The following is a 16,594-nucleotide window of genomic DNA, read 5'->3' on the forward strand; positions in this document are numbered from 1 at the left end:
CAGAACCTAGGAATGAAAATGTAGTTAATAAAGTTAAAATTTTTTTCATTTAATATTTCTTCTTATTTTTTGCATTTTCATATAATAACATATTAAGAAGTTCAAATTTATAAACTAAGGTTTGTTTAAAAATCTGGTAGCTAATTAAAATAAATTAGACTTGATAAAAATAAAAAGTTTATATTAATTTAATATTTTCAAGAGCACTTTGTTTAGAATTTATTGTTTTAAAAATTAAATTAAATTATTATATTTATTGATAATGACTTAAAAGTATCTAAGGAGCGTTATGAAAAAAGTAAATAAATTCTTAGCAGCTTTACCAGTAATTTTTATTACTTCACTTAGCGCTATTTCATGTACTAATAAATCCAACAAGATTGATATAGATAATAATAATAATAATAATAATAACGGTGTAAATAAACCAGATAATAATCACAAAAAACCCGATTCTCAAAATAATCCTGTTGAAGATTTTAAAGATTTAGACAGTTTAAAAACAGAAATTGATTTTCAACATTATAATTTTTACAAAGAAAAAGATCCAATAACTGCTTGAAGTTCTTTAAAAAATGACACAGAAACAATATCTAAAAGTATTTTTGAAGGGAATATCGAACTAAAAAACAAGTACAGATTAGAAGTTGATTCAAATATAAATCCAAGTTTTGATCAAGAAAATGGAGTAATAAATAACGTATCTATTAAATTTATTAAAACTATTTCTTCAAATTCACAATCAGTAACAAAAAAATTTACTTTTAAAGGATTTAAAGGAAAAGAAAACAACTTTGTAAATAATAAGAATGATTATTTAATACAAAAAGAACTTGATGAAAATCTTAAAGGTATATTCCCATCAATGATGGCTTATATGCTGTTATATTTTGAAAATGTAAATGAATATGAAAAACTACAAGCTAGTGGAAATGTTATTAATTTTGAAGAATTGAAAAATGTAAACCACAATTTATTTAAAGACAAATTTGGTGGCTTCAGCGTTGGAACTAAAGAATTATTATTTGATTATAAAGATGGGTTAGAAAAGCTATATAAAAACAAGATAACTCAAGCATCATTTGACGATATTAACGGTATTTTAAAACTAAGTGTAGATATTCAAAATTCTGATAATAGTTCTAGAGAACCAAGTATTGTTAAAGAATTTACTTTTAAAGGATTTAGAAAAGCTAATTTTAAAAATCCAGAACAAAATGTTATATCTGTCTTCTTAACACAAAGTGATTTTAGAGAAATAATAGAGAATACCAATATTGAAAAAATAATAAAAAATATAGTAGAAAAGTCTAATAATACAGATAATAATATTTCAGTAGAAAACAATAGTCATTTTAATGAATTTTTAACAAAGCAAATCAAAAGAGAAGTATTAAAGAAATTAAAAGTCACTATCATTGATAATGAACACAGTATCTATAACTCAACACAAACTTTAGCTATTCAAAACCAAAAAAACGGAAATAAGCGATCAATTTTAGGACTAAATGGAAATATGTCATTATATCCATTTAATACCCAAATAACTAGCGATTCAATTAAAGAGATTTATCTAAATTATGAAAAGGAAAATAAGAAGTTAAAAATTGAATTCAATCTTGAGATCCCGTTCTATTCGACACCACTAAGTGATTTGAGATCTCATGCAGTAAGCTTGGAGAAAAAGATTTTATTGAAAATTACGTCTCAATATACATTAAATTAATCAATCAACGTACAAAAATATAAAATTTAACAATTAAAATATAGACCTATCATTTGTTTTGATAGGTTTTTTTCTTACCTACTACACTTTCTAAATAATTTTTTAATTTTATCTTGTTGTTATGTATTAATTAATGACTTATATTACTTCCTTTTTAATACAATTTTCGCTTTCAGTTTTCTTGATTTTAGTTGTATTAGTTAAAGACCTATCGTGATGATATAACACAATTTGTTAAGATATGTACAACTACACTTGAAAAAGATTTCCTCTTTAATTCAAATAGATAGGACCCTTTTTAAATATCAATTATACAAATCTTATATTTTTTGAGAAAGATCTTTAAAATTTTAAAGATAGTTTTTATATGTTCTTGCACTTTTTTGTCAGACTTAACTTAATCCTTGTGATTATTATTTTGTTTATTTTCGTGATCATTCATTTTTGCTATTTTAATTTTTTGTTTTGCTTGATAAGTAATTGATACAAAACTAGAGAATTCCTGTTAAATTATTCTCTTTGCTCAATATTTCTCTTTAGATCTGTTTAATAGGTTATTCAGTAGTAGGTTTAGAGACACTAATTTAATTTTTATAATTACGATGATATGCTATTTGCACATTTAAATTAATAAGGCAACCAGTTAGTTTAAAAAATGTTTTTCATTTGCAAGTTACAAGATTATTTTAATTTAGTTAGTATAGTCTAAAAATTTTATAGAATAGTTCTTAATTTACTTAAAATATAATTTAAATTCATTTGTATCTATCTTTGTCTTAGCAAATGCCAAATCAGTAATTTATTAATTTTAATATTCAGTTAAAATTGTTATCATTTTATCCAGTATTTGCTATAAATACGTGATTTTTATACATTTTAACTTATCTTTTTAAAGAGCCGGAAACTTAAGGGTGGTTTGTAATTTTTTTGATCTTTTGATCCTTTTCCATTAATAAAAAAACAAAAAAATAGAGTATTTTTTGATATGGAAAAATTTTTAACTTTGTTCTAAAATATAGACTATGGCTTAAAGTCAAAGGAGAAAAAATGAAAAAAATATTAGATTTTAAAAAAGCCAAGGAAAGAAATGTACACGCATTTTTTTCAAAATTCGCTAAGTCTATTTTGACGTTTGTTGCTTTATTACCAGCTGCTGGGTTAACAATCATTTTAGGAAAAATAATTGGTCCTTTAGGACTGGGGAATATTAAACAAGTTTCAACTGTTTTCAACCAAATTGGTGGTGTGATTGAAAACGTTGGATGAGCAGCGTTCACACATATGGGTGTATTGTTTGCTGTTGCTATTGGTGGAACATGAGCAAAAAATAGATATGGTGGATCATTTGCTGCAGCATTTTCTTATTTTATTTTGCTGGCTGTTGGTTCAAGTATGTTTATAACAAGAACTGTCACAGATGAAACTGGTGAAACGCATGTTGAATTTTTAAACTACATTTTAGGTAGATGAGAAAGACAAGATCTATTTTTTGGTTTACAAGAAGGGGTTCTATCTATTAGATATGATGCTATGGGTGGAATTGGTATGGGATTTGTTGGAGCGATGATTTACAACAAATACTACAATTTTGATAAGTTACCTAAAGCACTTTCATTTTTCAATGGTTCAAGATTTGTTCCATTTATGGTGATTTTAATAGTACTACCTTTATCAGTTATTATAGGTTTATTTTGACCCCTTGTTCAAACTGGTATTAATGCACTAGGAAACTTTGTTGTTAAAAGACAAGATATTAAATTTTTAATGCCATTTATCTATGGTACATCTGAAAGATTGCTATTACCTTTTGGTTTACACCATATGATAACAATTCCTATGAACTACAGTGCTCTTGGTGGAACTGTTGATTTTACTAGTACAACTCAATTCACTAACACTAGTAGTGAAAATGCTAAGATAGTTGCTGATTTTTTCAATTCTCTAGATGCAAATACAATTAATACATTAAAAGCTGAAGGACAAGAAAAAATTTGATTAAGTTGAATTACTGCTTTAGGAGAAGTTAAGAGACGATGAGCTGATTATGCAACTAAAACTAATTCTTCACTATCAATGCAAGAAGCTTATAAAGTAGTTTTAGATTCTGTTACTCCAGTTAGATTCAAAGTTGGTCAGATGATAACTTCATCTGGTTCACTAATTGGAGCGGGTGCCGGAATGTTATTTGCAATTCCTAAAAATAAACGTGCAAAATATAGTTCAATTTACTTATCAGGAATGGCTGCTTGTTTTTTAACCGGGGTTACTGAACCTGTTGAATTTATCTTTATGTTTTCAGCACCAATTTTATACGTAATTCACGCTGTTTTAACAGGATTAGCATTTGGATTAAGTGATTTTATACCAATGAGAATTCATGCTTTTGGTGGGATTGAAACTATTATTAAATATTTATTTGTCTTTGGTCCAACTTCAATTAGAGGTATTGGATTAGATGGAATTTTATGAATTCAAGGATTATGACTATTATTAGTTACTATTGGGTTTGGTGGAATTTATTTTGTGGTATTTCATTCATATACCAAAGTATTTAAACCTGCAATTCCTGGATTTACAAATGATGAAGAAATTAAAAAACAAAACTCTAAGCAAGAGACAATTAGTATAGATTCGTCTAAAAATAATGTTAATAGCAATGCAACAATCGATATTATTGTTAAGCTTTTAGGTGGATATGATAATTTAGATGATGTTGATGCTTGTATGACTAGATTAAGAGTTAAAGTCAAAGATAAATCTAAAGTTGAAAATAAATTCAAAGAACTAACTAATGCCGTTGGTGTTGTCGAAAAAGGCAATTCATTACAAATTATTTATGGGCCTGTAGCTGATAACTACAAAAATGAAATTTTAGAAAGAATGGAAAATCATCAAAATGCCAAAACCAAATAATATTACTAAAGAAATGTTAGAGTACTCATTTCCAATAAAAAAAAGAATTTTTGATCCTCAAAATGAGTATTGAGCAACTACTAAAGTTTCTGATATTTGAACTAACTCAGAAGATCTTTTTATTGAAATAACTTTTTCAAATTTACAAAAAGCAACTTTTCAAATCCAACTTTTTGAATCAAATATTATTAATCTTAAACTTTCACAAAAACAAATTGATAAAGTTTTTGATGATCATATAAATAAAAAACTAACTAAAAAAAGTATTAATTTTACTAAAACAGATCAACAAGTTACTATTAATTTAGAAAATGATGAAAAATTAGTTTTTAATATAAATCCTTTTATGTTAATGTTATTAGACAAAAATAATAATATTAAAACTAAAACAACATTAAGAAGTGGATATCAATTTTTTGAAGGTTTTGTTAATCCTAATCTAGGAATAGAAGTTAATCAAAATAAAGAACATAGATTCTTTGTGTCATTTGATATTGAAAATGATGAAAAATTCTATGGACTTGGTGAAAAATTTAGACCATTTGTTAAAAATGGAGTTGAATCTGTAATTTGAAATACTGATAGTTCTTGTGTAACTAATAATGATTTAGCTTATAACGGTTTACCTTTATTATATTCAACTAATAAGTGGGGATTTTTAGTAAATACAAGTTCTAAAACCACATTTGAAATAGGTTCTCCAACAACTGATATTCTATCTTTTAAAGTTGATCAAGATTATTTAGATTTATATTTATTTAGTAATAATAGTTTAAAAGATTTAGTATCAAGTTATACCCTGCTAACTAATAGAATTTCTAAAGTTCCAGATATTGCATATGGGGTTTGGTTAAACAGACTTTATTATCATAATCACGATGAATTATTTGAAGCTATTAAAAAAGTAAAACAAATAAATTATCCATTAGATGTTATAACCTTAGATCCTAAATGATTAAAAAATAGATATACCAAAAGTTGTAATTTTGAATATAATACTGATGCTTTTGGAGATTTTAAAAAACTTTTTGATGATGTTAAATCCCATGGATTAGAAATGTGTTTTTGAGTTAATCCATACATTCAAAATGATGGCTTAGCAAACTCTAAATATTTATTTGAAAATCAATTATTAGTTAAAACTTCAACCGGAGAGTATGCTCATCCTTGAACAGGAACAGAAACTTATCAAGAAAATAACTACATAATCGATTTTTCTAATCCTAAAGCTTATAACTGGTATAAAGATCAAATCAAAAAATTATTCAAATTAGGGTTAAGATTTGTTAAACCAGATTATGGAGATGGCTTGCCTGAAAATGCGGTTTTATATAATGGTTATAAAGCAAAAGACTTCAAACAATATTTTATGTATTTGTATGTAAAGTGTTGTTATCAAGCAGGTGAAGAATTCTTTGGAACTGGTAAGAATGTAGTTGTTTGTCGTCCTGGATATATCGGAACACAAAAATTTGTTGGTAAATGATCTGGAGATAGTATTACAAGTTTTAGTGATCTAAAAAATCACCTACAGGCAGGATTGTCATTAGCACTGTCAGGTGAAGTGATTTGAGGGACTGATATTGGTGGATTTGTGCAATCAAATGATTTTAGTGAAGATTTATATAATCGTTGAACTCAGGTTGGTATGTTAAATACATTTTCTAGATATCACGCTTTTGGACAAAGAGAACCGTGAAGATTTAGTAAACAAGTTTTAGATAACTCTATTAAATGAGCTAGATTTAAAAAGACTTTATTACCTGAATTTAAAGTGTGAGAACAAGAATCAATTAAAAAAGGCTTACCGATATTAAGACCAATGGTTTTAGAAAATGAGAATAATAAAATAGCTAGATTGATTGATGATCAATTCTATATTGGAGAAAATATTTTAGTATGTCCAGTCTTAAAACAAAATACTAATAATAGGGACGTATTTTTACCAGATGGTTCTTGGTTTAGATTAGATGATAAGACAAAAGAATACCAAGGAAATCGTTTATACAACTTTGATGTTGAATGAGATGATATATTAATTTTTATTAAAAGTAATTCAGCAATTTTAAGATTTAGTGATGGCGATTACAACTTTAAAAATATTAAAGATCAACAAATTGAAGTAGATATTTATGGTAAAGTTGATAATTTAAAATATGAATTTGAAATTGATGAAGTATTAAATAAAATTTATATTAATCACAATCAAGTTGAATTTGATTCAAAACATAAAATAATTGTTAAGTAATAAGGTTTTAGTATATATAGTTATAGATTAGCAAGATTTTAAACTCATTTTAATATCTTGCTTTTTATTACTATTAACTTTTTTAATACCTATATAAAAAACTTTGTTTAAACTAAGATAAAAAGACTTAATTTAAACAAAGTAGATTAATTAATTTTTATAGTTTCTGATTCTGATGCAAAGTTATTTTTGTTTGCTTTGATTCTTATTTGATAAGTTCCTTGTTCAAGATCTTTTAATACATTCATTTTTACATCTCTTCATTCTTGAGAATCAATTTTTTTGTATTCCATATTAGTGCTTAGTCCAGTTATTATTGTTTTATTAAGAATTTTTAGTTGACCAGCTTGAATACTTGGTTTATTCAACTGTATAGTTTGAACTTCCGCACTTATTTTGTTTGCTGTATCTTTATATTTAATAGATATGTTACCTATAGTTTGTTTTTCTATAACAAAATTGTCATTTGGTATATCTTTTCATTTTTCGTTATTTATGCGATATTGCATATTGTTGTTAACATTTTTTAATGTTATTTTATTTTCATCTGACAGTTTTACTTCAACATTAAGTTTTTCCTGTTTTTGGATGTTGAAAGTAAGTGGGGTTTTAAAATTATCTAGTCTAAATGAATAACCTTTTCTTTTGATTGAGTCTAAACTAACATTAACTTTACCAAAATTATTAAAGTGTTCTAAAAATAGAGTATATGTTTTTCCTGAATCTGCTATTTCAACTTTTTTGATTAAAGCACCATCAATATTAAAGTTTCCTGGTTTTAGGTATTGAACTTCTTTATCTAATTTTATTTGAATTGCTAACTCATTTTTAAGGGTTTGAATTTTTGTGACATTAACAACTTTAACTTCTTGACTACTTTTGGACTGGTCTTTAAATTGATACTCTACTTCTTGTAAACGAGTCCCTGGAATTAAAATTTTTCCTTTTGGCTCACCTTTTAGCTCTAACTTCCTTTGATTAAAGGCATTAATAACATTAGAAAAATTATCAGAGACTAACATTAAATTAGTTAGGTTACCAGTTTTTTCATCAGCATTATTATCAACAAGAGCTAAAACATCTTCGACAGTATAAACAAAATTTTTATTTTTAAAATTTCTAAATTTAACAGCGTCTTGATTTTCTTCTTTTGTAAAAACATCCTTGTTGCTAAAGTCTTTATCTGTATTTAAAAAGAATTCAAATTTTGTTTCTCCCTGACCATTCTCTACTCTATCACTTGTAGGATCAACATAATATCATTCTCCATCAAGTTCAACCGCATTTCATGCATGCTTGACTTCTGAGTTAGCCTCTCTAGAACTAGACCCTTCTTTAACTTTACATGGAATACCTAATTCATCACAAATCATTTGAAATCCTTTAGCATAACCTGTACATACAGTACTTCTCTCAACTAAAGCCGAATGTGCACTTTGATTTTTGAAAAGTTTTTCCTTGTCGTAATCGTATTTAACATTTTTAGTTATTCATGCATATGCTTTTGTTAATCTTTCTAAAATTGGTAGATCTTTTCACCTTTCTTTTTCAACTATATCTTTAGCTGCTTTTCTGGCTTCAGCTTCTTCTTTAATTAGTCTACTTTTATCTTTAGTATAAACTTTTACAATAGATGGATATAAATAACCTTTATATTCAGCATATAACATAGCTGATTGTTCTTCTCTAGTACTATTATTTGCTAACTTATCTTCTTTTCAACTCACAGTGCCATCTGAAGATAATTTAAAATTCATATTTTCATCATTTTGATTAGCTTTAAAAACCACATCATTTGGATATCTTGTTCTTTGATATCATTTAATTTTATCTTGATCTTCAACAGGTTGATTTGTTTTTGAATCAATTAACTTAACCTTTACTTGATTATTAATATTTTGATCTAATTCAACAATTTCGTGATCTAGCTTATAATCTGGATGAGCGTAAAAATTAACACCAACTTGATCATTTAACATTAAACTGGTTACATTAAAATTGTTCAAATCAAATTCTTTAAAATCTGTTGTTGTGTATTTTAGATACTTTGCATCAATTTCTGATAAATCAACAGGATTATAAATTACGTTGTTATTAATTGATGATGAATCACTATTACTATTTGATCCATTAGTTGGATTTACTTCATCTTCTTTTTTGTTATTTGAGTTATTTGGTTTTTGTGGTTTAGTAGCAATATCACAACTTACACTCAAAAGACTTAAAGATGATGTTGATCCAATACCAATTAGTAGAGTTAGATATTTTAGAAGTTTGTTCATTTTAAAATCCTTTCTAAAGTTAAATAAATTGTAAAAGTATTAAAAAATTTGTCTATTTAATATTATATTGTTTAAATAGTTTTTCAAATTCTTGCTTATTATCTTCGTATTTTTTAATTCCTCTTTTTATGTCTTTGTGAATTTTGTCAAAACCATCTTTATAAATATTTTGTTTGCTTGCTTGATCAAGTGAGTTTCAATTGTAAACATATGAAGAGTTTGTTTCTACAATATCTTCAACAGTCTTTCTAAAATTTTCTCCATTTTTTGATTTTTTGTTTGTATAATCTCGGCTATCTCTTCAGGCAGAATAGTATAACTTATATACTTTTCCAGAAAATTCTTTAAATTTTTTAAAGTCTTCTTCTGGATCTGTAACTTTCTTAGGTTGATCTTTGTTATTTAAGTTATTTGATGGGTTAGTACAACTAACAGCTATAAGTCCAGAACAAAGAACAGATGAAAATACAGTTAGTAAGGTTAAAGTCTTTTTCATTTCAGTGCTGCACCTCTTTATTATTTAATTATATTGCACTTTAAAATTGTAATAATTTTAAGATATGATTTTAAAGTCTGAATCAGATATAAAACAAGAATTGCTTTAAGAGCAGTATCTAAAAAAGTTTAGACTTATCTAAAGTACTTTAGTTGAATTGACATTAATTTTAAAAAATGTAATTTTTAATTATTATGATTTTGGGAATTACTTATTATTAAATATATATAGGAGAGTAGGTTATTATGAGAAAAGTTATTTTCAAGAATATAGTCTTGTTTTCTGTATCTGTTTTAACACTTAACTTTTCTATTTTTAAAGCTTTAGATATTAATGATGTTAAGCAAACAAATATTAGTTTAGTCAATAAGCAAATAACTATTTCTAATAGTTTCAATCAAGTTAAACAAGATAATCAAAAAGTTACATTTAGTTATAACATAATTGATCCAAACAAAGTTTTAGGTACAGAAAGTTATAATAAACAAATCACAGATTATTTAATAAATTTTAATGTTAATAATAATGAATATCTTTTTAATGATAAGAAAGATAATTTGTCAGTTAATTCAGATACTATCAAAAATTTAAGTGATAGTGTCAATAGAAAAGATAATGATAACAAAACGACAAACAAAGATAATAACAACGATGCTAAACACGATTCAGATCAAAGTCACCCAAGATTAGGGAATTTTCCAAAACAACCAAAAAATAATTCAAACATCTTTTTACTAGCAGCTAGTGTAGTAAGTTTGATTGGAATAGTTATCAGTATTATTTTGTTAGTTAAATTTTTAAAAAAAGATAAATAGTTAAACCTAATTGAAGTCATACAATATTTATCTTATAAATGTTTTAAAATTACTCACAACATCCGGTTGTGAGTTTTTGTTTTTTCTACTATTACTACAAAGTTGTGATAAAAGTACTTTTATATTTAGTCATTCTTTAGTTCTAATAATAGTAAAATAAATATTAGATGAACCTTTTAACAAAAGGAGAAATTATGAATATAAAAGACTTAGTAAGTGATTATAATTTTGAAATAATTTCTGGTGAAAATAAGTTTGATACTCAAATAAATAGTTATGGATTAAATCGAGCAGGATTAGAATTAACTGGTTATTTTGTAAAAACTGCTGATAAGAAAAATAAAAGAGTAGTTTTACTTTCTTCAAAAGAAAATAGTTATGTAACACAATTTGACAAAGAACTTAAAGCTAAAAAGTACTTTGACCTAATGAACTCAGGAACTCCGGTGATAATAATTACTCAAAAATTTACCGATCCAGTTTTAGTTGAAGTTGCTAAAAAATTAGATTTTCCACTATTAAGAACTACTGGTGAATCTACAACTCAAATTATAAGAAAAATATTAGATGTCTTTGATAAATACTTTTCTCCATCAATTGAAGAACACGCTACTTTGTTAAACATCTTTGGAAAAGGAGTTTTAATTAAGGGAAGATCTGGAATTGGAAAATCTGAAGTATCTTTAGAACTTGTAAAAAACAATCATTTGTTTATTGGTGATGACAGAATTATCTTAACTAATAAATCTAATAAAATTTTTGGGCAAGCTCACCCAATACTTAAAAACTTAATCGAAGTAAGAGGTATTGGAATTTTTGATATTGCTAAAGCTAGTGGTTATCAAGTGATCATGCAAGAAAGTGTTGTTGATTTAGTTATTGAGCTAGTTGATTTTGAAAAAGATAAAGTTGATCAAACAGAAAGAATTGGTATTGAACATAAAAAAATCAATATTTTAGGTGTTGATGTTAAATATATTCAAATTCCAGTTAGTGCTGGACGAAGTCTGGCCAACATTATTGAATCAGCCGTTAGTCAGTTTAAAATTAATCAGTCTGAACAAGCTGAAGATATTATTGATGTTTTAAAACAAAGAACAAATCAATACTTAAAAGGATCAAAATAATAAATAGAAAGAAAATCAGAATGAACAAGACATACTATCAATGGTTATTAGAAAATGGTGATCCATCAAAATTAAGAAATCTTTTTGGTGTGGTTCCAGCTTATCCTGTGTTTATGTTTATTGGGATTATTTTAGTAATAATTGCCTGTGTTGTCCATTTAAAATTACGAGGCATTCCTTTAAAAGATTTTCAAACTTCGATTTTTTTAATTATTCCGATGGGTATTTTGGGTGCAACTATTTTAGGTAAAATGTTTTTACCTTTTTATCAAAGATCTGATACATGATACAAAATCTTTTTCTTTTGAGATCCTGGAATGTCATTATTTGGAGCATTATTATTTGGAAGTTTAACAGGTATTGGCTGATTTTTAAAAAAATCTAAAACCACACAAATTTCGCTATGAGTTTATGCTGACTGTATAATTCCAAACATTTTACTAGGTCAAATGATTGGTAGATGAGGAAATTTTTATAATCACGAAATTTTAGGTCAAGCAACTAGCTGAGATGCACTCTGATACCTTCCCAGTTCTATTAAAACAAATCTATTTTATTTTCCTGATTTTATTAGTTTTTTTAATCCATCAAATTCTAGTGATTTATTAATTAATCACCAAGGATGATGAATTGTGGGAAGTGAAACATATAATCTTGTTAAAGATTTTATAAGCCAAACATATAATAATCAGACATTTGAACAAGTTCTAAATAGTCCGATTCAATATCACCAACCACTATTTTTATTTGAATCATTTTTTAACTTTTGATTATGAATTTTGATTACTTTTATAGTTAGTAATTTATCAAGATGATTTTCTAAGCCTAAACCTTGAGATTTACAGCCAACAGCTTTTCCAGGTTGATTTAACAAAAAATATAAATCTTTAAAAAAAGAAGAGATTCAAGAGATTAAAACCATAGTGCCTATCAAATATAAAAAAGTTATTATTGAAACTGATCAAAACAAAACTGTTGAACTAAAACTTTCATTTTATCAGGCTTGAAATAAAGCATATTATTGATACGAACCAGATATTAATGATCTTAAAATTATTGAAGATAAAATTATTAAATATCAATATGAAAAAAGACTTAATGACCAACAATTTAAAAAAATAAAACTTCAACATCAAAATAATTTAGATAAGATTAGAAAAAATTATCAGACACAGTTATTAAGATTAAATAAACACAGCAGTCAATATAAAAAAATATTAGAATTACAAAAACAAGAACTTTTAAAAGAAAAACAACTATTTAAACAAAAGCAAAATAATTATTATTCAACTTATACAGTTTGAAATAAATTATTTAACGTTAACCCCTATGCAACCGAGCTAGAAAAATTGCATAATCCAAATAATTATTTTGTGATTAGATGTGGTGTTACTACTGGGTGTTTTGTTGCTGGTTATTTGATTATTAGAATTATTTTAGAGACAATGAGAAGAGATACAGAGCTGTTTATTCAAAATGCAAGAGTGTTAAACTTCATTGTTTTAACTATAATCTTAATTAGTGGAATTACAATAATAATAGTAGCGCAGTTTATAGCGCCTTATAAGTGGAGAAAGATAGGTTGGTTGTATGAAAAATCTTACTAATGATATTTATGATGTGATAGTAGTTGGCGCAGGCCCTGCTGGTTTAACTTCAGCAATTTATACTGCAAGAGCTGGGTTAAAAACACTTGTTTTTGAACATTCAGCACCAGGTGGTAAACTAGTTAAAACAGATCTTATTGAAAATTATCCTGGTTTTGATAGTATCACAGGACCAGATTTAGCTATTAAAATGTATTCTCAAGCAACTAGTTTAGGTGCTGAAATTCAGTTTTATGGAGTAACTAAAATTCAAAAAGTTGAAGATATTTTTGAAGTTGTTTTATCAAATAATGAAATCAAAAAAGCTTATGCAGTTATTTTAGCAACAGGAACTGAAGAAAATAAATTAGGTATTCCAGGTGAAACTGAATTATATGGTAAGGGTGTAAGCTATTGTGCAGTGTGTGATGGGGCATTTTATAAAGATCAACCTGTAGCAGTTGTTGGCGGGGGTTATTCAGCTATTCAAGAAGCCATGTATCTTTCAAGGCTTGTAAAAAAAGTTTACTTAATTGTTAGAAGAGATGTTTTTAGAGCTGATGCTAATAAAGTTGCAAAACTAAAAGCGCAAAATAATGTTGAATTTATTTTAAAATCGCAAGTCAAACAAATTAATGGTACTAATAAAGTTGAATCAATTTTAATAACTACTCCAGAAGGTGAAAAAACCTTACAAGTTAATGCCATTTTTCCATACATCGGATCAACTCCTGTGATTGAACCAGCTAAAGATTTACATTTAGAAAATCAAAAAGGATATATTCCAGCAACTGATAAAATGGAATCAACAATTAAAGGTTTATATATAGCAGGTGATGTTAGAGATGTTCCCTTACGTCAAATTGCAATTGCTTGCGGTGATGGGGCTATTGCTGGACAAATGGCTGTTGAATATGTTCAAGAAGTAAAGTAGGTAGAATTTATGCAAAATAAATTAAAGTTAAAGATTGATAAAAGATCCTTGCTTTTTATTGGTTTATGATCCTTGCTTGGTTTATCTTTAATTATCTTTTTAGTTTTAACAACTAGCTTATTAAGAATAAATTGAATTGGTAATAATTTATTTAAAGACCCTAGTGATCCCAACAATACATCATTAACTTATCACAATGTTAAATCTCAATATGGAAGTATTAGAATTTATTCACTAACTATGACTTTAGGAATGATTACAGCAGTTGGGTTTAGTTTGTATAATTTTTATAAAAAAGGCTTATCATCAAATGATTTAGCAATTTCAATAATTTTTATCATTCCTTCTTCATTACTAGGAGCTTCATTTTTTGGAAAACTTGAAGATGATCAAGTTAGAAGTTTTTGAGAATTATTTGCCTTTTGAGAAGGTGGATTAGCAATTCATGGAGGAGTTTTTGCTGGTACTTTTGTAGGAATTATTGTTTTTTATTTTATTGGACGTAGAACTAAAGTTTCGTTATTAGTTTATGGAGATGCTATTATTCCAAATATTTTGTTAGGGCAAGTAATTGGAAGATGAGGTAATTTTTTTAACCACGAAGTTTTAGGTGCTCCTGTTGTTAAAATTGCCGATAAAATAGATCAAATTAATGATGCAAATATCGATAAACTTTTTGGACAATACTTACAAAACCACTCAAGACCATTGTGATTACCAGATATCATCTTAAAAAACTGTTTATCAGTTTATAATGGTGAATCAACTATAATTAATGGTGTTGAATTACAAAAAGATAATTTAGTTTTATTATCACCAATCTTTTTTTATGAATCTGTGCTGTTATTAGTTTGTTGAATTGTCATTAACTTTATTATTCCTAATATTGGAAGATTATTTAATAAACCATTAGATCAAGACCAAGCTTTTAAAATTGACTTTAAATTTAGTGTAGCTCAGTTTTTTGTTCCTTGATTAAAATCAACTGATCAAAAAATTAGTTATAAAGACGCTTGAAAAAAATCCTTAGCTAATAATACTGAAGATAATGCAGTCGAAAAATACCAAATAAAAAAAGCTGAAATTGATGCAAGTTCAAAACACGCGATTGTTAAAAAATGACAAACCAATGAATTATTATTACAATTAAATAATAAAAATAACTACGTTCTTACTAGATCAGGAGTTGCAATGTTTAGTTATTTTATGTTATGAAATGTTGTTAGATATGTTTTAGAATTAACTCGTTCTAATGATAATTTATTTATTTCAAATAACAAAGATCTCTCACTAGCGATTATTGGGTTATCAATTGTTGTTGGATTTATTGGAATAATTTGTTCTCAATACCTATTTTGTAGATTATTTAGAAAACCTGGCTGGTTATATGAAATAGAATATTTTAGTGTAGTGAAAGTAAAATAAGGTGAAACTAAATGTCATTTGCTTTAGATGTTAAAGAAGAAATTGTTACACATAGTTTTAATCAAGATCAAAAACTAGCATATCTTTCTGGATTTATCAGATATAGTTCTGACATTATTTTTTCTAATAACACTCAAAAAATTCGTTTTTCAACCATTAGTAATAAAATCGCAAGAACCTTATTAAGTTTTTCAAAAGAGTTTTTTAAAGGTGAAATAGAAGTTTCGATTATCCAATCGCAAGTACTAAAAAAGAATAAAACTTTTGTTTTAACTTTAATAGGAGATATTGATAATTTTTTACAAACTTTAAAAATTTATGATCAAAATAATCAAAAAGTTTATGACTTTAAAATTGCTGAAAATCAGAAAAATAAAACTTCAATTTTAAGAGCTTATATCGCGGGAATTTTTACAGCAACTGGATCAGTAAATTCTCCTAAAACAAGCAACTATCATTTAGAAATACAATTTAAAACGCTAATTGATGCAACTAACTTTATTAATATAACTAAAAGTTTAGGTTTTAAGTTTAAATTGCTAGAACGTAATGCTAATCGTTTTATCTGTTATTTAAAAAAATCAATTATGGTTTCTGATTTTTTAAAATTAATTGATGCAAGTAATGCAGTTTTGGCTTTTGAAAATGAACGAATTTCAAGAGATGTTTATAACAGTATTAATAGAGTTAATAATATTGATATTTCAAATCAAACTAAGATCTTAAAAGCAGGCAAAAAGCAAGTTGCAACTATTAATTATTTAAAACAAACTAACCAATTTTTCTTGTTAAGTAAAAAGTGCCAAGTTCTAGCTGATTTACGAGTCGAAAATCCTGAATATTCATATCAAGAATTAGCTGAAGAAATGCAAGAATTAGGATATCAAATTACAAAATCAGGTGTTAGTAACTTGTTTAGAACAATGGATAAATATTTAAAATAATTTAATTTATAAAACTCAATAATATTTATATTTTGGCTATAAGCCTCATAATAAAATTGTTGTCTTTTGATAAAAAAGATTATCTAAAACTAAAAAAA

11 protein-coding genes are annotated in these 16,594 nt (G+C 26.0%); 9 read left to right on the forward strand and 2 right to left on the reverse strand.

All coding sequences use genetic code 4. The annotated features are described in order from the left end of the window. The first annotated feature begins 289 nt into the window (after window positions 1–289). The 3 genes from MPUT_RS00465 (at window position 290) to MPUT_RS00475 (ending at window position 6,887) form a co-directional block, all read left to right on the forward strand. Window positions 290–1,726, forward strand: a complete 1,437-nt coding sequence (locus MPUT_RS00465; protein ID WP_014034854.1) for an LppA family lipoprotein — start codon at window positions 290–292, stop codon at window positions 1,724–1,726. 1,047 nt (window positions 1,727–2,773) lie between these two features. Beyond that, window positions 2,774–4,639: a PTS transporter subunit EIIC gene (locus MPUT_RS00470; protein WP_014034855.1), complete on the forward strand. Its 1,866-nt coding sequence runs from the start codon at window positions 2,774–2,776 to the stop codon at window positions 4,637–4,639. Beyond that, a complete protein-coding gene (locus MPUT_RS00475) occupies window positions 4,623–6,887 on the forward strand; it encodes a TIM-barrel domain-containing protein (RefSeq protein ID WP_014034856.1) in 2,265 nt (754 codons plus the stop codon). Before MPUT_RS00470 ends, MPUT_RS00475 begins: the two co-directional genes overlap by 17 nt. A 146-nt stretch (window positions 6,888–7,033) precedes the next feature. Here the strand turns inward: MPUT_RS00475 and MPUT_RS00480 are convergent, their stop codons facing one another. Together MPUT_RS00480 and MPUT_RS00485 are read right to left on the reverse strand one after the other, a co-directional pair. Then, complete coding sequence (locus MPUT_RS00480; RefSeq protein ID WP_014034857.1) at window positions 7,034–9,169, reverse strand: MAG6410 family transglutaminase-related lipoprotein; 2,136 nt, start codon at window positions 9,167–9,169, stop codon at window positions 7,034–7,036. Between the two features lie 52 nt (window positions 9,170–9,221). Next, window positions 9,222–9,665 (reverse strand): hypothetical protein, encoded by a 444-nt coding sequence (locus tag MPUT_RS00485; RefSeq protein ID WP_014034858.1) that lies wholly within the window; start codon window positions 9,663–9,665, stop codon window positions 9,222–9,224. Between the two features lie 245 nt (window positions 9,666–9,910). Between MPUT_RS00485 and MPUT_RS00490 the strand changes: the two genes are divergently transcribed. The 6 genes from MPUT_RS00490 (at window position 9,911) to whiA (ending at window position 16,496) form a co-directional block, all read left to right on the forward strand. Then, window positions 9,911–10,480: a hypothetical protein gene (locus MPUT_RS00490; protein WP_014034859.1), complete on the forward strand. Its 570-nt coding sequence runs from the start codon at window positions 9,911–9,913 to the stop codon at window positions 10,478–10,480. A 194-nt stretch (window positions 10,481–10,674) separates the two neighbouring features. Beyond that, complete coding sequence (hprK, locus tag MPUT_RS00495) at window positions 10,675–11,607, forward strand: HPr(Ser) kinase/phosphatase (protein ID WP_014034860.1); 933 nt, start codon at window positions 10,675–10,677, stop codon at window positions 11,605–11,607. A gap of 20 nt (window positions 11,608–11,627) precedes the next feature. Further along, window positions 11,628–13,214 carry a prolipoprotein diacylglyceryl transferase gene (locus MPUT_RS00500; protein ID WP_014034861.1) on the forward strand — a complete coding sequence of 529 codons (1,587 nt, stop codon included), beginning with the start codon at window positions 11,628–11,630 and terminating at the stop codon, window positions 13,212–13,214. Then, window positions 13,198–14,127 (forward strand): thioredoxin-disulfide reductase, encoded by a 930-nt coding sequence (gene trxB, locus MPUT_RS00505; protein WP_014034862.1) that lies wholly within the window; start codon window positions 13,198–13,200, stop codon window positions 14,125–14,127. Before MPUT_RS00500 ends, trxB begins: the two co-directional genes overlap by 17 nt. Before the next feature lie 9 nt (window positions 14,128–14,136). Beyond that, the gene (locus MPUT_RS00510) at window positions 14,137–15,552 is read left to right on the forward strand and encodes a prolipoprotein diacylglyceryl transferase (RefSeq protein ID WP_014034863.1); all 1,416 of its coding nucleotides are present in this window, start codon (window positions 14,137–14,139) and stop codon (window positions 15,550–15,552) included. A gap of 11 nt (window positions 15,553–15,563) precedes the next feature. Next, the gene (gene whiA / locus MPUT_RS00515; RefSeq protein ID WP_014034864.1) at window positions 15,564–16,496 is read left to right on the forward strand and encodes a DNA-binding protein WhiA; all 933 of its coding nucleotides are present in this window, start codon (window positions 15,564–15,566) and stop codon (window positions 16,494–16,496) included. Window positions 16,497–16,594: the final 98 nt, after the last annotated feature.

The organism is Mycoplasma putrefaciens KS1, assembly GCF_000224105.1.
GTDB classification, from domain to species: Bacteria; Bacillota_I; Bacilli_A; order Mycoplasmatales; family Mycoplasmataceae; genus Mycoplasma; species Mycoplasma putrefaciens.